Here is a 19,445-nt window from a genome sequence, read left to right on the forward strand (position 1 = left end):
GCAGCGCAGCGCCGGCTGTGGTTTCAGTTGCGCCCTGTCACCCGGGCGTACAGGTCGGTATCCGGCCAGGCGGCGCCGCGCCAGGCGACGTGCTGATCGGGCCGGATCAGGGTGAGCGGGGCGGGGTAGAGGTTGGCCACGCCGCCTTCGTCCGGACGGATCAGCGTCAAGGGCACGCCCGCAGCCTGCGCTGCGGATACGGCGGCATCGACGTCGCGGGCGGCTGCCGTGGGCAAGGCCAGCAGGGTAAAACCCGGGCCGAAATGGTCGTACAGCGAGCTGCCGTCATGCAGCCAGGCATGCGGCGCCAGGGCGCCGGGACGGGACGAGGGCGTGTAGTTGATGAAGTCCCGGGCCGGCTCGGGGCTGCCGTCGGGCACGATGACGGGAGAGTCCGCGTACTGGTAGCCCAGCACCACGCCCAGGGTGGAGAACTCGCGCATCTTCGCCGCGCGGATGCGCGCGCCGGCTTCCTGGCGCGCCCGCTCGCCTGCGGCGCCAGCGTCTTCAAGATGGTCCGCCAGCAAATGATTGCCGAGGATCGAATGGTTGTGTTCGGCTTCGTCGAGCACCCATTGGTGCACGGGCCGGCGTTCCCGTTCATAGCTGTCGATGAGGGCGGGGCCGCCCCAGCCTTGCAGCGCCGCGGCCAGCTTCCAGCCCAGGTCCACGCTGTCGGCCACCCCCATGTTCATGCCATAGCCGCCGAAGGGCGGATGCAGATGGCAGGCATCGCCCACCAGGAAGACGCGCCCTTGGCGGTAGCGGTCGCCCAGCAGCTTGCTGGCGGTCCACTCGTCGCTGCTGAGCACCTCGTATGGCAGGTCGATGCCGGTGGCGCGGGCGATCATGGCGCGCGCGTCGATGTCGCTGGCGCGTTGCTGCGGGTCCACGTGAGTGGGCATGAAGAACCAGGTGTCGCCGCTGTCCATCGGACCGATCAGGCTGGGCGCGTCGCCGTTGATCTGCCAGTACATGATGGCGGGGCCGTGCCGATGGGCCTGGGCCAGTCCGGGGGCGCGGAACACGATGTTGTAGTTGCGGGACAGCCCGTAGCTGCCTTCCATGCGCGTGCCGATCAGGTCCCGCACCAGGCTGCGGGCGCCGTCGGCGCCCACCAGGTAATCCACTTCCAGTTCGATGTCCCGGCCTTGCGCCAGATCGCGCAAGCGCGCGTGCACTCCGCCGGCATCCTGCGTCAGGTCCAGCAGCTCGGAGCGGAACCGTATCTCCACGTCGGGTAGCGAGGAGGCATGCGAACGCAAGACCTCTTCCACGGTGTACTGGGGTATCCACTGCGCGTGTTCCGAGTACAGCGGATTGCGGCCGGGGGCGCAGTACATGGCGTTCTCGTGCCGCCCGAGTTCGACGCCGGCCAGGCGGGTGCAGAACACGACGTTGGAGGGGTAGTACGCGCCCAGCGGCGACGCCGCGCGCAATCGGTCGGCGATGCCCCAGCGGCGCAGGTGTTCGCGCGTGCGCACATTGGTCGTCTTGGCGCGCGGCGCGTATCCCACGCGGTCGTTGCGCTCGATGAGCAGGCACGGAATCCTTCTGTGCCCCAGTTCGATCGCCAGACTCAGTCCGGCCGGTCCGGCGCCCACGATCAGCACGCGGGGCGAGGCTCGCTTCTCCACCTTCGGTCTCCTCGGTTGCCTGCTCATCTGCAGGCTTTGGAAGCATCCTAGGCCTATGTCCATGATGCCGAAAGATGGCAGAATTGGCTTGCCGATATCAAATTTGATTCACTTCCATGAAGCTCAACACCCTGCGGGATTTCCTGGCCGTGGCCGAACGCGGCGGCGTCAGGGCCGCGGCCCGCCATCTGGACGCGCCTCAGCCGGCCATCTCGCGCAGCATCCGCGAACTCGAGAAAGAGCTGGGGTGCGTGCTGTTCGAACGGCATGCCAAGGGCGTGCGCCTGACCCCCATGGGCGCCGTGTTCCTCAGGCGGGCCAACGCCATCCGCCATGAGCTGCAGCGTGCGCGCGACGAGATCGGCCAGTTGAACGGCGCGTCCCGCGGACGCGTCACGCTGTGCATGTCGACCGCGCCGCATCTGGGACTGTTCGCCGAAGTGTTGCGCGAGTTCCGGGCGCGCTACCCGGATACTCATCTGGAGATCATCGACGGGGTCTACCCGCTGGTGGAGGCGTCCCTGCTGGATGGCACCGTGGACTTCTACATCGGGCCGGTGCCCGCGCGCACGCCTGGCGAACTACAGGTGGAAAAGCTCTTCGACAACACGCGCGTGATCATCGGCCGCAAGGGCCATCCGCTGGCGCGCGCCCGTTCCCTGCGCGACCTGGCCGGGGCGCAATGGATCACCACCTCCATCACGCACAAGGCCGAAGAAGAGCTGGGTCCGCTGTTCGAGAAGCATGGCCTGCCGCCGCCGCACCTGGCCTTGAAGGCCCAGTCCGCGCTGACCTTCATCACGGCCCTGACCAATTCCGACCTGCTGATGATGCTGCCGGTGCAATGGCTGCAGTATCCGCTGCTGCAAGGCGTGTTCCAGGAAATCCGCGTCAAGGAACCGCTGCCCGCGCCGCCGGTATGTATCGTGCAGCGCGCCGGCCTGCCGCTGACGCCGGCGGCCGAGTACTACTGCACGCTGGCGCGGCGGGCAAGCGCGCGGACCTCGGGCTAGAGGCCGGCCGCCGGCCACTGGAAGCGTTGCGCCACCTTGTCGAGAAAGCGGCCGGCCGCCTCGCGGTGGTAGTCGGTGGAGCGGGCCACGCCCTGGCCCGCGGCTTCCAGGTCCAGCATCGCGTTCAGGTCGCTGTTGAGCGAAGCGTTGAAGCCGCGCTTGGTGATCGCCAGCGCCGCCATGGGCAGTTCTGCCATGGACAGCGCGATCTGCCGCGCGCGCTCGTGGATCGCCTCCTGCGGCTGGATCTCGAACACGATGCCCATGTCGCGGGCTTCCTGCGCCTCGAATTCGCGGGTGGAGAAGGCCAGTTCCTTGGCGCGTTGCAGGCCCACCATGCGCGGCAGCGTGTACATGGTGGCGCAATCGGGGATGGCCCCCAGCCGCAGGAAGGACAGGCAGAAGCGCGCCCGCGGCGAGGCCAGGATCAGGTCGGCGGTCAGGGCCAGGCCCAGCCCGGCGCCATAGGCCGGGCCGTCGACCGCCGCGATCACCGGCCGGTCCAGCGTGATCAGGCCTTCTATCGTCAGGAGCAGGCTGGCCATGCGTTCGCGCGCCTCTTCGGCGGAGCCGCCGGAGCCCATGGTGGAGATGTCGCCGCCCGAGCAGAAGGCGCCGCCCGCGCCGGCCAGGATCACGACGCGCACGCCGCGGTCGCGCCGGATCTCGCCCACCAGATGGGCCAGCTCTTCGCGCATGACCATGTCCAGCGCGTTGCGCTGGGCGGGGCGGTTCAGCGTGATGGTGGCGACGCCGCCTTCCACGGCATAGAGCAGGGTCTTGAACTCGCTAGAGATGACTTGCATCGGATCGGTCTCCATGTCTGCCTTCCATGATGGCCGGGCCGCGCCATGCGGATCCGGCCGCAAGCTGCCGCGGGCGCTCAGGCGATGGCGCCGCGTTCGCGCAGGGCCTGGATCTCGGCTGGCGCCAGGCCCAGTTCCGCCAGCAATTCTTCTGTGTGCGCACCGGGCGCGGGCACTGCGCGAGCCTGCCCGGGCGTGCGCGAAAGCCGCGGCGCGGGGGCGGGGTGCACGATGCCGCCGGTTTCGATGAAACTGTTGCGCGCCACATGGTGGGGGTGCCGCGGCGCTTCCTCGAAGTCCAGCACCGGCGCGAAGCAGGCATCCGTGCCTTCGAGCAGCGCGCACCATTGCTCGCGGGTGCGGCCCGCGATGATGCCGGCCAGCTTGGCGCGCAGCTGCGGCCATTGCGCGCGTTCCCATTGCTGCTGGAAGTCCGGGTCGTCGATGCCGCAACGCTCCAGCAGCAGGCGGTAGAACTGCGGTTCGATCGCGCCGATGGAAACGTACTTGCCGTCCGCGCAGGCATAGCAGCCGTAGAAATGGGCGCCGCCGTCCAGCATGTTGGACTGGCGCTGGTTGATCCAGCCTCCGTCTTGCAGTTTGCCGTGGTAGGCGCTCGCCAGCAGGGACGCGCCGTCGCAGATGGCTGCGTCCACCACCTGGCCCCGGCCCGTGCGGCCGGCCTCGAGCAGGCCGCAAAGCACGCCGAAGGCCAGCATCATGGCGCCGCCGCCCATGTCGCCGACCAGATGCAGCGGCGGCGTCGGCGGCCGGTCGGCATGTCCCATGGCGTGCAGCGCGCCGGTGATGGCGATGTAGTTCAGGTCATGGCCGGCCGCCTGCGCCAGCGGTCCGTCCTGGCCCCAGCCCGTCATGCGTCCGTACACCAGCCGCGGATTGCGCGCCAGGCATTCGTCCGGCCCCAGGCCCAGCCTTTCCATCACGCCCGGCCGGAAGCCTTCCAGCAAGGCGTCCGCCCGGTCCAGCAGCCGCAGCACGATGTCGGTCGCGCCGGGCTTCTTGAGATCCAGCGCGATCGTGCGCCGGCCCCGGTCGATGATGGTGCCGCCGCCGCCCAGGAAGCCGGGCGTAAGCCGGTCGATGCGGATCACGTCCGCGCCCATGTCCGCCAACATCATGGCGCAGAACGGGCCGGGCCCGATGCCGGCCATTTCCACCACCGTCAATCCGTTCAGGGGACCAGCCATGTCTATCGTCACTCCATGATGTGTCGGGTTCTCAGGCTTCGAAGAATTCGGCGCGCGCGTCCAGGATGACCTGGGTGTACTTCTCCATGTTGGCGTCCATGCGATGGGTCGGGCCGACGATGGACAGGGCAGTCAACTGTCCGCCGACACGCCCGGCGATGCCGATGGCCGAGACGCCTTCATTGCCTTCGTCGCGGGTGTGGAAGTACTTCTTTTCCAGCTGGGATTCGATCTGCGTGCGCAGGGTCCCGGGGTCGGTGATGCTGCTGGCCGTGACGTGTTCGAACGGCAGCGCATCGATCACGGCGTTGCGTTCTGCGGCGTCCATTTCACCCAGCAGCGCCTTGCCCAGCGCCGCGACCTGCAGGTCGAAGGTGGTGCCGGGCTGCACCACGTAGCGCAAGGCGCGCGGGCTTTCCTGGCTGGCGTAGATCTTCACCTTGTTGCCGTCCAGCAGGCCGCACATCGAGGATTCGCCGGACTGGCGCGTCAGGATCTCCAGCGCTTCGGACGCGAAGGCTTGCAGCGGATCGGCCGCCGAAATGCCCTGGGCCACGTCGAGCAGCCTGCCCGTCGGGTGGAAGTAGCGCGACTTGGGCGTGCGCAACAGGTAGCCTGCCTGGCGCAGCGTGTAGAGCAGGTCCGAGCAACTGCTGTCGGCCAGGTCGAGAAAGCGCGCCATTTCCGAATTCGTCAGGGGACGGCGTTCCCGCGCATAGACTTCGAAGACTTGCAGCACGCGCTGTGCGGTAGGGAGGATTTGCGGCATAGGATGTCGGAGTGGATAGTGGAACCGGCCCGGGCGTTTGCGTAGCCGGTCATTTCAACGCGGAAATGCCTAATACGCTCTGCGCCATGAGCAGGGCCTGGATCTGGTTGGTGCCTTCGGCAATGCTCAGGTGGCGGGCGTCGCGGTAATGACGCTCGACGGGGAACAGCGTGGTGTAGCCCGCGCCGCCATGCACCTGCATGGACAGTTCCGCCACGCGCAGCACGGCGTCGGTGGCATGGCGCTTGGCCATCGAACATAGCATCTGGCTGTCGGCGGCGTTGCGGTCCAGCGCGTCGGCGGCGCGCCAGCACAGCAGGCGCGAGGTTTCGACCAGCGTCATCATGTCGGCGATCATATGCTGCACCAGCTGGAAGCCGCCTATGGGCCGGCCGAACTGGACCCGGTCGCCGGCGTATTTTACCGCCGCCTCATAGGCGGCCTCGGCGATGCCCAACGCGGAAAACGCCACCACGCAGCGGCCGATGTTGAGGTACTTCTTGGCCAGCGCGAAGCCCTTGCCCTCGGCGCCGATCAGGTTGGCCGCGGGGATCTCCACGTCTTCGAACAGCAGCTCGCCCAACGGGCAGCTCAGCATGCCCATCTTGTCGATGGGGCTGGACGAGAAGCCTTGCATGGCGCGCTCGAACAGCAGGCAGGACACGCCGCGTTCGCCGCCATCCCGCTGGGTCTGCACGAACACCACGCCCAGCTCGCAGACCGTGCCCAGGCTGATGTAGAGCTTGCGGCCGTTGACCCGCCAGCCGGTTTCGGTCTGCACCGCGCGCGTTTCGACATGGGCCGCGTCCGAACCAATGTTGGGTTCGCTCAGCGCGAAGCTGGCGATCGCGTCGCCCGACAGGACGCGCGGCAGGTACTTTTCCTTGAGGTGGGGCGAGCCGCCGTCGCTCAGCACCGAGGCGGCGAGATTGCTGGTGCTGACGATGCTGCGCAGCGACGGCCAGACGCGCGCGAGCTCGGCTATCAGCATGCCGTAGGTCGTCATCGGCAGGCCGTAGCCGCCGTCCTTTTCCTGCAGCATGCCGCCCAACAGGCCGAAGTCGCGCATGGCGCGGACCATGTCCTGCGGCACCACGCGGGCTTCGGCCTCGTAGCGGTTGACGATGGGCGCGACTTCGGCCGTCAGGTAGCGGCGCAGCGAGTCGCGCAATTCGATCTGGGTGGAGTCCAGTGAGAAGTCCATGCGAGTCCTAGGCGGATATGGTCGAGGAGGGCGTTGCGGCGGCGGTCATGAGGGGCGTTGCTCCAGGCTGGCATCCGCGCCGGGGCGCAGGCCGATCAGCGCGTCCAGCGGCATCGCGCCCTGTCCTTCGGCGCCGACCCAGACCGGGTTGAGCTCCAGTTCCTGCAAGGTGTCGCGGCGGCTCCAGGCAAAGTCCGAGACCCGCAGGATCAGGTCCTCCAGCGCGGCAAGGTCGGCGGGCGCCTGGCCGCGCACGCCGTCCAGCATGTCGGCGTAACGGATCTCGCGCAGCAGGGCGCGCGCATCGTCGCGCGACAACGGCACCATGCGGTGGGCCACGTCGCGGATGGTTTCGACGAAGATGCCGCCCAGGCCGAAGGTCAGCACCAGGCCGAAGGCCGCATCGCTATGCACGCCGACCAGCACCTCGCGGCCGCCCGGCGGCAGCATGCGCTCCACCAGGATGCCGTCGATGATGGCGTCCGGCTGGTGGCGTGCGACCGATTCATGAATGGTGGCATAGGCTTCGCGCGCCGCGCCGGCGCTGGCGATGCCCAGCTTGACGCCGCCCGCTTCCGTCTTGTGCGCGATCTGGGCGCTGACCACCTTCATCACCACGGGAAAGCCCAGGCGCTCGGCCTCGCGGGCTGCCTGCTCGGCGCTGGCGGCAACCACTCCTTCGGGTATTGGCAGGCCGGCCGCGCGCAGCATGGCCTTGGCCGCGGCTTCGCTAAGCATGCGGGCCTGGTCGGATGCGGCATCGGCGTGCGCGGGCGCTGCCGCCGTCGCGCGTTCGGGCCGCTTCCACGGTATGGCCTTGGACAGGGCCGCGATCGCGTCCGACAGCGACAGGAACGGCAGCAGGCCGGCGGTTTCCAGCAGTTGGAAACCGCCGCCCAACCGCCGGCTCATCCAGACCGGCACGATCAGGGTTTCGGTTTCGGCCGCCACCGTGGCGATGGCCTGCGCCATGCCGTCGGTGATGGAACCGTAATCCATGGGGATGGGGAACAGCACCGTGCCCACCGCCGGGTCGGCGCATATCGCGCGCAGGCAGGCCGCCGAGGCTTCGGGGTTGCGCAGGATGTCGGCAGTGGTGTCTACCGGGTTGTCGATACTGGCGAAATCCGGCAGCAGCTTGCGCAAGGCGGCCTTGGTCTCGGGCGCGAACACCGCCATCGGCAGGCCGGCTGCGCCGGCGATGTCGGCGGCCAGCGCGGCGGTGCCGCCCGAGAAGGTATGGATGCACAGGCCGTTGCCGCTCTTGGGCGTGATGCGCGTCAGCAGGCGCGAGACCGCCAGCAGCTGGTCCAGGTCGTCCACTTCGATTGCGCCGAACTGCCGGAACACAGCGCTGTTGACCGCAGCCGTGCCGGCCACCGACGCCGTGTGCGACTGCGCGGCGCGTACGCCGGCTTCCGACCGGCCCACCTTCAGCACCACCACCGGCTTGTTGCGGGCGCGCGCCAGTTCCAGCGCCGCCGTCAGCCGCCTGCCGTGCTTCACGCCTTCCATCAGCAAGGCGATCACGCTGGTTTTCGGATCGTTCGCCATGTGGGCGATGAAGTCAGGAATCTCCAGGTCGACCTCGTTGCCGGCGGAGAACCACAGGCCCACTCCCTGGCCGTAGGACAGGCCCTGCAGCAGGTTGCGGCCGAGTCCGCCGCCCTGGGTCGCCAAGCCGATGGAGCCGGTGTTCAGATCGTCCTTGAAGGCGGGCGAGAAGGTCATGCCCAGGCGGTCACGCACGTTCACGAAGCCCGGACAGTTCGGCCCGTAGACGTGCAGGCCGGTAGCCTCGCACAGCTCGGCGATCTCGCGTTCCAGGCGCCGGCCTTCCTCGCCTGCCTCGGAAAAGCCGGAGGTCATGACCACCGCGAAAGGGATCCCGCGCGCCGCGCATTGCCGCAAGGCATCCAGCACCAGCGAGGCGTTGATCATGATCAGGGCCACGTCGATCTCGGCTGGTGGCAGGGCGCTGATGGATGGCCAGCAGGGCCGGCCGCCGATTTCCTGGTAGGCCGGGTTGACCGCGTACACCTCGCCCGGCACCGACGAATGCAGCACCAGGTTGTCGTACAGGCGGCGCCCCTGGCTGGATTCGCGGGCAGAAGCGCCGACCACGGCCACATTGCGCGGATTGACGAAGCGCGTCAGGTCTGCGAACGGTTTCATGCCGCGCCCTCCACGGACCGCAGCACCATCGCGAAGTCGGCCTGGACCACCACCTCGCCGCGCTGGTTGACGGCTTCGCGCCGGAACACCACCTTGTCCTTGCCCGGCCGGTACTGCCCGGTTTTTTCGGTCACCGTCACTCGCACGACGATGGTGTCGCCGATGAAGGTGGGTTTGGGAAAGCGGCAGTTGATGTCGATCAGCGCCAGCACGTAGGGTTCCAGCTGGCGGTAGCCGCTGGACTGGGTGGTCAGCCCGGACAGCACGGACAGCACCAGCAGGCCGTGGGCGATGCGCTGGCCGAAGGGCGTGGCGCTGGCGTACTCGTGGTCGACGTGCAGGCGGTTGAAGTCGCCGGACAGGCAGGCGAAGTTGACGATGTCGCTTTCGGTAATGGTGCGGCCGGCGGATTCGAAGCAATGGCCGACCTCCAGCGGCTGCTGGACGGGAAGCGGGGATGGGCTGGCAGGGCTTGCGCTTTGCATGGCTGATCGGATTCCGGAAGGGAGGAGCGTTTTACGAAGCGTAGCGGCCGCCGGTCACATGCAGCAGTTCGCCCGTGATGAAGGAGGACCGTTCAGAGGCCAGGAAGGCCACCGCGTTGGCGATGTCCTCGACCGCGCCCAGGCGTGGCACCGGCTGGCGCGCCAGCGCATTGGCGCGCAGGGTTTCGTAGGTGGACAGGCCGCGCACCAGCGGCGTTTCGATCAGTCCCGGGGCGATGGCGTTGGCGGTGATGTTGAACTTGCCCTGTTCCAGCGCCAGCGCGCGGGTGAAGCCGATCAGGCCCGCCTTCGCAGCCGAGTAGTTGGTCTGGCCGGGATTGCCCCAGTGCGCGCGCGAGGCGATGTTGATGACGCGGCCCCACTTCCTTTCCATCATCGAGGGCAGGGCGGCCTTGGTGCAGTAGTAGGCGCCTTTCAGGATGGTGTCGACCACCGAATCCCAGTCCTCCACCGGCATCTTGAGCAGGTACTTGTCGCGCGTGAAGCCGGCGTTGTTGACCAGGATGTCGATGCCGCCGAACTTGTGCGCGGCCAGCTCGGCCATGGTCTGCACCTGTTCCGCGTCGCAGACGTCGAGCACGGCGCCGATGGCCTCGTGGCCGGCCTGCTTCAGGTTGGCTACCGCCTGTTCCACCGATTCGGGATTGATGTCGGTAATGACGATGCGGGCGCCTTCCTGCGCCAGGGCCAGTGCCGACGCGTAGCCAATGCCGCGGCCGGAACCCGTGATGACGGCGACTTTACCGGTGAGTTGCAGGTCCATCTCCATTCCCCTTCTGTAGCTGATGGCGCCCGGCACGCTGGGCCCGAAATCCGATATCCCGGGATAGGCGCCTGGCAAGTTTGAATTTATTCCGAGGTTCCGAACAAATATACACACCACCGGAATTCTTGACAATTAATATCGGCACGTCGTTATACTGTTCGGCATGTCGGAATAAGTTGGCCCGACATTCCCATATCTCTAAAAAAACGGAAGGAGATCGACTCATGGCAATGTTGAAGGGATTGTTGGCCGCGGTACTGAGCCTGGCTGCCGCAGGCGCAGCCAGCGGGGCCGACGCTTATCCGGACAAGCCGGTGCGGGTGTACGTGGGCTTCGCGCCCGGCGGCGCCACGGACTTGCTTGCCCGCCTGTACGCCAAAAAGCTCGGCGAACGTTTCAACCAGACATTCATCGTGGAAAACCGCCCCGGCGCGGGCGGCAACATCGCGATCCAGGCGCTGACGCAGGCCCCGGCCGACGGCTACACCATCGCGATGGCGGCCAACTATGTGGCGGCCAACGCCGCCATGAAGCGCAACCCCTACGACTGGGAGCGCGACCTGATGCCCATAGGCATGGTGGCCTCCACGCCCAACATCCTGGTGGTGCCGCCCGGCTCCAGCATCCAGGGTGTCGACGACCTGATCAGCAAGGCCAAGGCCGGCGGCAACAAGCTGACTTTCGCCTCGGCCGGCATGGGCTCGTCCATTCACCTGGCGGGCGAGCTGTTCAAGGTCATGGCCGGCGTCGACATGACCCACGTGCCCTACAAGGGCGTGTCGCCGGCCGAGGTGGACCTGATGTCGGGCACCGTGGACATGATGTTCGGCAGCGTTTCCACGGCCATTCCGCTGGTGCAGTCCAAGAAGCTGAAGGCGCTGGCTGTCACCGGGCGCGAGCGCATGAAGGCGATGCCCGACCTGCCCACCATCGAGGAAGCCGGCCTCAAGGGCTACGACGTGGAAGCGGTGTACTTCATTGCGGCCCCCGCCAAGGTGCCGGTGCCGGTCCTGAAGACGCTGGCCGATGCCGTGGCCGACATCAACAAGCAGCCGGATGTCCAGGAATTCATGGACCGGATCTACGCCCGGCCCCTGACTGGCGGCCCCGAAGAGGCGCGGGCCTTCCTGAAGAGCGAAGTGAAGAAGTGGCAGGGCGTGGTCGATGCCACCGGCATGAAGGTGGACTGACGCGCGGCAACGGGTCCGTTTGCCGGATTCGAGACAGCGGGCGCCACAAGCCCGCGGACACAAGACCAATCAGGAGACATACATGAACACACGCAGGCGATACACGCTGGCAGTGCTGGCCGGCCTGATGACCGCAATGACCTTGCCGCAGATGTCGCACGCGGCCGATGACTATCCGAACAAGCCCCTGCGCCTGATCGCGCCCAGTTCGCCCGGCGGGATCCTGGACATCACCAGTCGGGTGATAGGCAAGAAGCTGTCGGAGCGGCTCGGCCAGCCGGTGGTGGTGGAAAACATGGCAGGCGCGGCCGGCATCCTGGGCATGCAAGGCCTGCTGCGCGCCGAGCCCGACGGCTACACGATGGTCATGGGCAGCAGCGGCCCGAACGCGGTCAATTACACGCTGTACAGCAAACTGCCGTACGCCATGTCCGACTTCGCCCCGGTGATCCGCATCATCACCATGCCGAACGCGCTGGTGGTCAACGCCAACGCGCCGGTCAAGACGCTGGCCGAGTTCCGCGACTATGCCCGCAAGAAGCAGGGCAATCTGTCCATGGCGGTTTCCATGATCGGCACGTCCGGACACCTGGGCGGCGAGCTGCTGAAGAACCGCCTGGACTTCACCGCTGTCACCGTGCCCTACAAGGGCGCCGCGCCCGCGACCAACGACCTGGTCGCAGGCCAGGTCGACTTCACGGTCGAGAACGTGATCACCGTGGCGCCGCTGGTCAAGGCGGGCAGGCTGCGGGCGCTGGCGGTCACCACCCGCGAACGCAGCCAGATCCTGCCCGACGTGCCGACGCTGGCCGAGCAAGGCTATCCCGATGTCGACGTCGGCGCCTGGCTGGGCGTGCTGGTCGCGGCGCGCACGCCGCCAGCGGTGGTCGCGCGGTTGAACAAGGAGCTCAACGCGGTCCTGGCCGATGAAGAGGTGAAAAAGCAGCTGGCGCAGCAGGGCGGCATTCCGCTGGGCGGCACGCCGGCCGAGTTCGACAGCTTCATCCGGTCGGAAAAAGACCGCTGGGAAAAAATCATCAAGGCCGCCGGCATCAAGGCGGAATGACCAGCATGCCGGCGGCCTGGCGCCGCCGGCATGCGTAGGGAGGCATGATCCATGGCAATCGATTATCAAAATCTGCGCAACTGGAAGTTCGAGGACCGCGTCGACCGCTACAGCGCGCGCGACTGCATGATCTACGCGCTGGGCCTGGGCTACGGCAGCGATCCGGCCGATGAAGCCGAGCTGCGCTACGTGCACGAGGACGGGACGGCCGTGGTGCCGACTTTCCTGGCCACCATCGGCGCGCCCAATGGCTGGGCCGCCGATCCGGCCACCGGCATAGACTGGGTCAAGATCCTGCACGGCGAGCACCGCATGACCTTCCATGCGCCGCTGGCCGCGGCCGGCGCGGTGCGCAGCCAGACCCGCGTCACGCGCGTCGTGGACAAAGGCGCCAGCAAGGGTGCGCTGGTAGTCACCGTGCGCGACATTTCGGATGCTGAGAGCGGCGCGCCGTTGGCCACGGTGGAGCATGTGTCGTTCTGCCGCGCCGATGGCGGCTTCGGCCAGGGCGACGAGCCGCCCGAGGCCCTGCCGGCCACGCCGCAACGCGAACCCGATCAGGTCGTGCTGCTGTCCACGCTGCCGCAGCAGGCGTTGCTCTATCGCCTGAACGGCGATCTCAATCCGGTGCACGCGCTGCCGCACATGGCGCGCACCGCCGGTTTCGACCGGCCCATCCTGCATGGCCTGTGCACCTACGGCATGGCGGCGCGAGCCTTGCTGCAGGCTTGCGCGCCGGCGGCGCCGCAACGGCTGGGCGCCATCGCCGCGCGCTTTTCCGCGCCGTTCTTCCCGGGCGAAACGCTGCGCGTGGAGATCTGGCGCGACGGCGACCGCCTGCAATTCCGCGCGCTGGCCCACGAGCGCGGCACGGTGGTGCTGAGCCACGGCGCCGCCAGCCTGGCGCATTGAGAAAAACCAGAGGTGAACCATGTCAGTACTTGAAGCCCATGCCCGGGAGATGCCCGATGGCATCGCCTACCGCATGATTCCGTCCGGCACCACGGTGACCTGGCGCGAGTTGGAACTGCGCAGCCGCAAATGCGCGGCGGCCATGCTGGACGCCGGCCTGCAATCCGGCGATGTGATCGCGGTATTCCTGGAAAACCATCCGCGCTTCTTCGAACTGTTGTGGGCCGCGCACCGCGTCGGCCTGTACTACACCACCATCAGCCGCCACCTCAAGCGCGAGGAAGCGCGCTACATCATCGAAAACTGCGACGCGCGGGTGCTGTTCTATTCCGGTCACACGCAGGCCGAAACGGATGCGGACGAGCTGGATGCGCGCGGCGTGCTGCGCGTCAGCATGGACGGCGCGGACGCCAGCGCGATCCCGTACGAAGACTGGATCGGCCGCTACGCCGATGACGTGGCCCTGCCCGAAACCCCGGAAGGCACGGACTTCCTGTATTCGTCGGGCACCACCGGGCTGCCCAAGGGCATCAAGCGCCCGCTGTCGGTGGCCAACCGCTATTTCCGCGTTGGCGATGCGCCCAGCAGCGCCTGGAAAGCTTTCGACCGCGACACCGTCTATCTGTCCACCGCGCCGTTCTATCACGCGGCCCCGGTGCGCTGGAATATGGCGGCGCTGCGGGCGGGCGGCAGCTGCGTGATGATGGAAAAATTCGACGCGGCCGCTGCGCTGGAGGCCATCGCCACCCATGGCGTCACGCATTCGCAATGGGTGCCGACCATGTTCATCCGCTTGCTGCGCCTGCCGCAGGAGGAGCGCACGCGCCACGACCTGTCCACGTTGCGCTACGCCGTGCATGCGGCCGCGCCGTGTCCCGCCGACGTCAAGGAAGCCATGATCGCGTGGTGGGGGCCGATCCTGTACGAGTACTACAGCGGCACCGAACTGGTGGGACGCACCTCGCTGGGCTCCGATGAGTGGCTGGCGCACCGCGGCTCGGTCGGCCGGCCGGAGTTCGGCCAGGCCCACATCATGAGCGAGGACGGGCTGAACGAACTGCCCCCGGGCCAGCCCGGCGTCATCTATTTTTCCGGCGGCGGCTCCTTCGAATACCACAAGGATCCGGCCAAGACGCGCGGCGCCTACAACACGCGCGGCTGGGCCACCTATGGCGATATCGGCTACCTGGACCAGGACGGCTATCTGTACCTGACCGATCGCCTGTCCAACATGATCGTGTCGGGCGGCGTCAACATCTATCCCCAGGAAGCTGAGAACCTGCTGAGCACGCATCCCGCGGTGGCGGACGTAGCGGTGGTCGGCGTGCCGAACCCGGAGTTCGGCGAGGAGGTCAAGGCCGTCGTGCAATTGCGCGATCCGGCCGCGGCCAGCCCCGACCTGGCGCGGCAGTTGATCGACTATTGCCGCGACCGGATCTCGCCCATCAAGTGCCCGAAGAGCGTGGACTTTTCCAGCGACATGCCGCGCACCGAGACCGGCAAGCTGCTCAAGCGCCTGGTCAAGCAACGTTACTGGCCGCAAGCCTAGGCGGCCCGCCATGAAAGATCAGGAGGCAACATGAATCGGCAGCGCAAGCTTTTCTCGGCGGAGCATGACCTGTTCCGCGACACCGTGGCGCGCTTCATCGCGCAAGAGATCACGCCGCATCACTACCAATGGGAACAGGAAGGCCTGGTGCCGCGCGAACTGTGGCGCAAGGCCGGCGCGGCCGGCATCCTGCTGCCCAGCACGCCCGAGGAATACGGCGGGGGCGGCGGCGACTTCCTGCACACGATCATCGTGGTGGAAGAGATCGCCCGTGCGCTGGCCACCGGCGTCACCGGCTTCACCACCCATTCCGATATCGTCGCGCCGTATCTGCTGAACTTCGGCACCGAGCGCCAGAAGCAGCGCGACCTGCCCGGCATGGCCCAGGGCGATATCGTGGCGTCCATCGCCATGACCGAGCCGGGCGCGGGCAGCGACGTCAAGGCGATACGCACCGCGGCGGTCCGCGCGCAGGGCGGCTACGTCATCAACGGCCAGAAGACCTTCATCACCAACGGCTTCCATGCCGACCGCGTGCTGGTGGTGGCCAAGACCGATCCGGCAGCCGGCGCGCGCGGCATCAGCCTGTTCTGGGTCGATACCGCGACGCCCGGATTCACGCGCGGACGCCTGCTGGACAAAGTCGGGCAGAAGGCGCAGGACACGGCCGAACTCTTTTTCCAGGACATGTTCGTGCCGGACGAGGACATGCTGGGCGAGCCAGGCCAGGGCTTCGGCTATCTGATGAAGGAACTGGTGCGCGAGCGCCTGATGATCGCGGTGCGCTGCGCCATGGCGCTGGAAAGCGCGCTGCAATGGACCGTCGACTACACCAAGGACAGGCGCGCCTTTGACAAGGCATTGATCGACAACCAGCACATCCGCTTCAAGCTGGCAGACATCAAGACCCTGGCCGCCGCCACTCGCGCCTTCGTCGACGGTTGCGTGCAGCAATACCTGGATGGTGAGCTCGATGCCGGCGGCGCGGCCATGGCCAAGCTGTGGGCATCTGAAGCCACCAGCGCCATCGACGACCTGCTGCAGTTCCACGGCGGCTACGGCTACATGCGTGAATACCCCATCGCCCGCGCCTACACCGACGTGCGGCCCAACCGGATTTACGGCGGCGCCTCGGAAGTGATGCGAGAGCTGATCGCACGGACGCTTTGAGCTTTCTTCTTCTTCGACTTCGACAGGAACAGATCCCTACATGAGCAAGCATCTCTCGAAATCGGTTGCCATCGTCGGCGCCGCCGAATCCGACCTGGGGAAAGTGCCCGGGATGACCTCGCTGGACCTGCAGGCGCAGGCAGCGGCCCGCGCGCTGCGCGATGCCGGCCTGACGCTCAAGGACGTCGACGGCGTGTTCGCGCACGTGGACGACAAGTTCGCCGGGCTGCACCTGGCGGAATACCTGGGCATACGGCCGCGCTATGTGGATTCGACCAGCGTGGGCGGCATGTCCAGCGTCATGCACATCCGCCACGCCATGGCCGCCATCGAGGCCGGCATGTGCGAGGTGGCGCTGGTGGCCTACGGCAGCACCCAGCTGTCGGACGGCACGCGCAAGGTGGGCGGCACGCCCGAAGACATGCGCATGCCGCGCGGACAGTTCATCACGCCGTATGGGCAGCTGAGCCCTATCGGCTACTACGCGATGGTGGCGCAGCTGCACATGCAGCGCTACGGCACCACCCACAAGGACCTGGCCGAAGTGGCGGTGGCGGCGCGCAAATGGGCGCAGCTCAACCCCAAGGCCTACCGCCGCGAGGACACCTCGATCGAGGAAGTCATGGCGTCCAAGTTGATTGCCGACCCCTTGCGCCAGCGTGACTGCTGCCTGGTGACCGACGCCGGCGGCGCGGTCATCATCACGTCCGCGGCGCGAGCGCGAGAGCTCAAGCGGCCGCCGGTCTACGTGATGGGCATCGCCGAATCCTTCTCGCACCACTACACGCCCTTCAACACGGCGGACTGGCTGGACACCAATGTGGCGCAGACGGCCGACGCCGCGCTCGCCATGGCCGGCGTCACGCGCGCCGACATCGACGTGGTGCAGATCTACGACCATTTCACCATCGGCGTGATCCAGTCGCTGGAAGAACTGGGCTTCTGCAAGCGCGGGGAGGGTGGGGCCTTCGTGGCGGACGGACGCCTGGCTCCGGGGGGCGACTTCCCCATCAATACCTCGGGCGGCGGCCTGTCCTACAACCATCCCGGCCAGTTCGGCATGCTGCTGCTGCTCGAGGCCGTGCACCAATTGCGCAAGGAATGCGGCGAGCGCCAGCTGCCCCGCGCCGAACTGGCCCTGGTGCACGCGCCAGGCCTGGTTTTTTCCTGCAACACCACCCTGATACTCGGAGTCTGACCATGGAACTCGCCCAACGCCCGCTGCCGCAACCGACCCGGATCACCCAGCCTTACTGGGACGCGGCGAAGGAAAGCCGCCTGGTCATCCAGCAATGCGCCTGCTGCAAGACGCGCCAGTTCTATCCGCGCGAATTCTGCACCGCCTGCCTGTCCGACAGCATCGAGTGGATCGACTCCGCAGGACTGGGCACCGTCTACACCTACACCGTCAACCGGCGTCCGAGCAATGCCGCCCTGAGCGGAAAAGTGCCATATGTGGTCGCCATGATCGACCTGGACGAAGGCGTGCGCATGATGGCCAACATCATCGACACCCCGCCCGAGGCGGTTCGGATAGGAAGCCGGGTGCGGGTGTGTTTCGAACAGGTGTCGGACGAGATCACCTTGCCGCAGTTCAGGCTGGAGGTGTGAGCACAGCGCCGGCCGGTGGCCGGCGCAGGCAAATAAAAAAGGCCGGTCTGACTTTGAATCAGACCGGCCTTCTGCGGTATTTGGTGGAGCCGGGGGGAATTGAACCCCCGTCCGCAAGCCCTCCGCAACCAGTTCTACATGCGTAGTCGATTTATTTGGTTTTAACCTTGGACTTAGCCAACCGACAGGCCGGACCAAGGCGATTCACATAATTTAAATTTGAACCGTGTGACCCCAGTTCAAACCGATTCCTTGTGAATGTCGCTGCTGCGGTTCGAGGGTTACCCCCCTAGGAAGTTGCCTTCCTCCGCCTGACCCAAGGACAGATCAGTGCAGCGGCTCACCGCTTAAGCGGCGAGAGCGAAACGCTCGTCGTTGGCGTTTGTAGTGTTCCAGTGGTTTAACGAGCGTACTGGTGCTCGGCATGCCCTGAGTTGTTTCGCGACCCACGTCGAATCCGGATCGGCCCCAAGAAGATCTATTGTACTGGTAAACGCCATAGCTTGCTGCATCGTCTGCACCGCCATGCCCGGGCGTGGCGCAGACGATACATGCGCGCCGTCAGGCGGCGTTGGCGCAGGCTGCCTTGGGTTCCCGGCGTGGGCGCGAAGCCGCCATCAGCGCGAAGGCCAGGATCACGGAGACGCCGACGATGACGGCCGCGGCCCAGCCCAGCGAGGCCAACCCGTAGTTGTCGATGACGTACCCGCCGACCACGGCGCCCAGGCCGATGCCGGTGTTGGCGCCCGAGATATTCAGGGACGCGGCAAAGGCCGGCGCTTCCGGCGCGGACTTCATCAGCCGCACGTGGCAGACGATGAAGAGCGCGGCTTGGGCGATGCCCCAGACGCCCAGCGCCACGGCCAGCAGGCCGTGCGACTGCATCACGGGGGCGATCACGGCCAATCCTGCCGCCATCAGCGCCGAGAACAAGGCGGTCGCGCCCAGGGGACTGCGGTCCACCATGCGGCCGCCCAGGGTGTTGCCGATCAAACCGACGGCGCCGAATGCCATCATCGTCCAACCGACGATCTGGCCGTTGAAACCGGCCAGCCGCTCCAGCATGTCCGCCAGGTAGGTGTAGGCCGTGAACATGCCGGTGAAAACCAGCAGCGACAGCAGCACATGGCCGACCACGATCGGGTTGCGCAGGATGCGCAGCTGCGTGATGAGCTTGACGCTGTCGGCGCGGATGCGGGTGCTGGGGAAGGCGAACAGCAAGAGCAGGGCCTTGGCGAACGCCACCGCCGACAGCACGCCAAAGGCGGCGCGCCAGCCGAAGGCGTCGGAAATCAGCACGCCGATGGGGATGCCGAATACCGTGGCCGCGACGATGCCGAAGGCAACCATGGAGATGGCGCGGCCGGCGCGCGCCGGGCCGACCAGTTCCACGGCCGTGGCGCTGGCCAGCGACCAGAACACCGGCAGAGCCAGGGCAGGGACGAGGCGCGCCACGGCCATGACCCAGATGTTCGGCGCGACGGCCGCCAGGGCGTTGGACAGGCCGAACAGCACCAGCACGCCAATGAACAGGCGCTTGCGCTCTATGTTGGCCATGAGCGCCGTGAGCAGCGGACCGGTCGCCGCCACCGTGAAGGCGAACAGCGATACCAGCAGGCCGGCCTGGGACACGGTGACGTTCAGGTCGCGGGCCAGGCCGGGCAGCAGCCCGATGATCAGGAACTCTGTCGTCAGGATGGTGAAGCCGGCGGCGGAAAGTAACAGGATGGGCAATAGCATAGGCATTCCTCTGGCGCGACGCGGCAAGGCGGCGCGCGGGGGGCGTTGTGGGCGGTCTAAAAAAGGTCAGGTGTGCGCCGGCCTGAATGCCGGGCAGAGCAACGGGGCCGAAGGGCGCCGTGG

At 67.1% G+C, this 19,445-nt stretch carries 17 protein-coding genes and 1 other RNA gene; 8 read left to right on the forward strand and 10 right to left on the reverse strand.

Going from position 1 to position 19,445, the window contains the following annotated elements:
- Positions 1-23 precede the first annotated feature (23 nt).
- The gene (locus tag IB258_RS12220; protein ID WP_233564575.1) at positions 24-1,637 is read right to left on the reverse strand and encodes an FAD-dependent monooxygenase; all 1,614 of its coding nucleotides are present in this window, start codon (positions 1,635-1,637) and stop codon (positions 24-26) included.
- Positions 1,638-1,753: 116 nt separating this feature from the next.
- Here IB258_RS12220 and IB258_RS12225 point away from each other — a divergent pair, with 116 nt between their 5' ends.
- Positions 1,754-2,650 (forward strand): LysR family transcriptional regulator, encoded by an 897-nt coding sequence (locus IB258_RS12225; protein WP_054450843.1) that lies wholly within the window; start codon positions 1,754-1,756, stop codon positions 2,648-2,650.
- On the opposite strand, the gene IB258_RS12230 is transcribed toward IB258_RS12225, so the two are convergent.
- The 7 genes from IB258_RS12230 to fabG form a co-directional block, all read right to left on the reverse strand.
- Positions 2,647-3,471, reverse strand: coding sequence for an enoyl-CoA hydratase/isomerase family protein (locus IB258_RS12230; protein WP_054450846.1), 825 nt, complete (start codon positions 3,469-3,471; stop codon positions 2,647-2,649). The two genes, IB258_RS12225 and IB258_RS12230, sit on opposite strands and share 4 nt — an antisense overlap.
- A 62-nt stretch (positions 3,472-3,533) precedes the next feature.
- Positions 3,534-4,664: a CaiB/BaiF CoA-transferase family protein gene (locus tag IB258_RS12235; protein ID WP_192352628.1), complete on the reverse strand. Its 1,131-nt coding sequence runs from the start codon at positions 4,662-4,664 to the stop codon at positions 3,534-3,536.
- A gap of 31 nt (positions 4,665-4,695) precedes the next feature.
- A complete protein-coding gene (locus IB258_RS12240) occupies positions 4,696-5,433 on the reverse strand; it encodes an IclR family transcriptional regulator (RefSeq protein WP_054450848.1) in 738 nt (245 codons plus the stop codon).
- A 49-nt stretch (positions 5,434-5,482) separates the two neighbouring features.
- Positions 5,483-6,637: an acyl-CoA dehydrogenase family protein gene (locus tag IB258_RS12245; RefSeq protein ID WP_192352629.1), complete on the reverse strand. Its 1,155-nt coding sequence runs from the start codon at positions 6,635-6,637 to the stop codon at positions 5,483-5,485.
- 45 nt (positions 6,638-6,682) lie between these two features.
- Complete coding sequence (locus IB258_RS12250) at positions 6,683-8,812, reverse strand: acetate--CoA ligase family protein (RefSeq protein ID WP_192329997.1); 2,130 nt, start codon at positions 8,810-8,812, stop codon at positions 6,683-6,685.
- The gene (locus IB258_RS12255; RefSeq protein WP_192352630.1) at positions 8,809-9,297 is read right to left on the reverse strand and encodes a MaoC/PaaZ C-terminal domain-containing protein; all 489 of its coding nucleotides are present in this window, start codon (positions 9,295-9,297) and stop codon (positions 8,809-8,811) included. Before IB258_RS12255 ends, IB258_RS12250 begins: the two co-directional genes overlap by 4 nt.
- Before the next feature lie 31 nt (positions 9,298-9,328).
- Entirely contained in the window at positions 9,329-10,081 is a 753-nt protein-coding gene (gene fabG, locus IB258_RS12260; RefSeq protein ID WP_119450912.1) for a 3-oxoacyl-ACP reductase FabG, read from the reverse strand.
- Between the two features lie 227 nt (positions 10,082-10,308).
- On the opposite strand from fabG, the gene IB258_RS12265 reads away from it, so the two are divergent.
- The 7 genes from IB258_RS12265 to IB258_RS12295 all read left to right on the forward strand — a co-directional run bounded on the left by IB258_RS12265 (position 10,309) and on the right by IB258_RS12295 (position 17,582).
- Positions 10,309-11,274 (forward strand): tripartite tricarboxylate transporter substrate binding protein, encoded by a 966-nt coding sequence (locus IB258_RS12265; RefSeq protein WP_192352631.1) that lies wholly within the window; start codon positions 10,309-10,311, stop codon positions 11,272-11,274.
- An 82-nt stretch (positions 11,275-11,356) separates the two neighbouring features.
- Positions 11,357-12,340, forward strand: coding sequence for a tripartite tricarboxylate transporter substrate binding protein (locus IB258_RS12270; protein ID WP_054450860.1), 984 nt, complete (start codon positions 11,357-11,359; stop codon positions 12,338-12,340).
- A 51-nt stretch (positions 12,341-12,391) separates the two neighbouring features.
- Positions 12,392-13,252, forward strand: coding sequence for a MaoC/PaaZ C-terminal domain-containing protein (locus tag IB258_RS12275; RefSeq protein ID WP_054450862.1), 861 nt, complete (start codon positions 12,392-12,394; stop codon positions 13,250-13,252).
- A gap of 19 nt (positions 13,253-13,271) precedes the next feature.
- Positions 13,272-14,801 (forward strand): AMP-binding protein, encoded by a 1,530-nt coding sequence (locus IB258_RS12280; protein WP_175181961.1) that lies wholly within the window; start codon positions 13,272-13,274, stop codon positions 14,799-14,801.
- 30 nt (positions 14,802-14,831) lie between these two features.
- Entirely contained in the window at positions 14,832-15,971 is a 1,140-nt protein-coding gene (locus IB258_RS12285) for an acyl-CoA dehydrogenase family protein (protein WP_054450868.1), read from the forward strand.
- Between the two features lie 40 nt (positions 15,972-16,011).
- Complete coding sequence (locus tag IB258_RS12290) at positions 16,012-17,169, forward strand: acetyl-CoA acetyltransferase (RefSeq protein WP_119450909.1); 1,158 nt, start codon at positions 16,012-16,014, stop codon at positions 17,167-17,169.
- A 2-nt stretch (positions 17,170-17,171) separates the two neighbouring features.
- A complete protein-coding gene (locus tag IB258_RS12295) occupies positions 17,172-17,582 on the forward strand; it encodes a Zn-ribbon domain-containing OB-fold protein (RefSeq protein WP_119450908.1) in 411 nt (136 codons plus the stop codon).
- Positions 17,583-17,663: 81 nt separating this feature from the next.
- On the opposite strand, the gene ssrA is transcribed toward IB258_RS12295, so the two are convergent.
- Positions 17,664-18,052, reverse strand: a transfer-messenger RNA (tmRNA) gene (gene ssrA / locus IB258_RS12300).
- A 91-nt stretch (positions 18,053-18,143) separates the two neighbouring features.
- Positions 18,144-19,322, reverse strand: coding sequence for an MFS transporter (locus IB258_RS12305; protein WP_192352632.1), 1,179 nt, complete (start codon positions 19,320-19,322; stop codon positions 18,144-18,146).
- Positions 19,323-19,445: the final 123 nt, after the last annotated feature.

This window comes from Achromobacter sp. ACM02 (genome assembly GCF_014851605.1).
GTDB classification, from domain to species: Bacteria; Pseudomonadota; Gammaproteobacteria; order Burkholderiales; family Burkholderiaceae_B; genus Achromobacter; species Achromobacter aegrifaciens.

What these genes read in the sequence shown, in the direction of transcription:
- IB258_RS12225 (WP_054450843.1), top strand. Translation starts at nt 1,754, where the DNA reads ATGAAGCTCAACACCCTGCGGGATTTCCTGGCCGTGGCCGAACGCGGC.
- IB258_RS12230 (WP_054450846.1), bottom strand. Translation starts at nt 3,471, where the DNA reads ATGGAGACCGATCCGATGCAAGTCATCTCTAGCGAGTTCAAGACCCTG.
- IB258_RS12235 (WP_192352628.1), bottom strand. Translation starts at nt 4,664, where the DNA reads ATGGCTGGTCCCCTGAACGGATTGACGGTGGTGGAAATGGCCGGCATC.
- IB258_RS12240 (WP_054450848.1), bottom strand. Translation starts at nt 5,433, where the DNA reads ATGCCGCAAATCCTCCCTACCGCACAGCGCGTGCTGCAAGTCTTCGAA.
- IB258_RS12245 (WP_192352629.1), bottom strand. Translation starts at nt 6,637, where the DNA reads ATGGACTTCTCACTGGACTCCACCCAGATCGAATTGCGCGACTCGCTG.
- IB258_RS12250 (WP_192329997.1), bottom strand. Translation starts at nt 8,812, where the DNA reads ATGAAACCGTTCGCAGACCTGACGCGCTTCGTCAATCCGCGCAATGTG.
- IB258_RS12255 (WP_192352630.1), bottom strand. Translation starts at nt 9,297, where the DNA reads ATGCAAAGCGCAAGCCCTGCCAGCCCATCCCCGCTTCCCGTCCAGCAG.
- fabG (WP_119450912.1), bottom strand. Translation starts at nt 10,081, where the DNA reads ATGGACCTGCAACTCACCGGTAAAGTCGCCGTCATCACGGGTTCCGGC.
- IB258_RS12265 (WP_192352631.1), top strand. Translation starts at nt 10,309, where the DNA reads ATGGCAATGTTGAAGGGATTGTTGGCCGCGGTACTGAGCCTGGCTGCC.
- IB258_RS12270 (WP_054450860.1), top strand. Translation starts at nt 11,357, where the DNA reads ATGAACACACGCAGGCGATACACGCTGGCAGTGCTGGCCGGCCTGATG.
- IB258_RS12275 (WP_054450862.1), top strand. Translation starts at nt 12,392, where the DNA reads ATGGCAATCGATTATCAAAATCTGCGCAACTGGAAGTTCGAGGACCGC.
- IB258_RS12280 (WP_175181961.1), top strand. Translation starts at nt 13,272, where the DNA reads ATGTCAGTACTTGAAGCCCATGCCCGGGAGATGCCCGATGGCATCGCC.
- IB258_RS12285 (WP_054450868.1), top strand. Translation starts at nt 14,832, where the DNA reads ATGAATCGGCAGCGCAAGCTTTTCTCGGCGGAGCATGACCTGTTCCGC.
- IB258_RS12290 (WP_119450909.1), top strand. Translation starts at nt 16,012, where the DNA reads ATGAGCAAGCATCTCTCGAAATCGGTTGCCATCGTCGGCGCCGCCGAA.
- IB258_RS12295 (WP_119450908.1), top strand. Translation starts at nt 17,172, where the DNA reads ATGGAACTCGCCCAACGCCCGCTGCCGCAACCGACCCGGATCACCCAG.
- IB258_RS12305 (WP_192352632.1), bottom strand. Translation starts at nt 19,322, where the DNA reads ATGCTATTGCCCATCCTGTTACTTTCCGCCGCCGGCTTCACCATCCTG.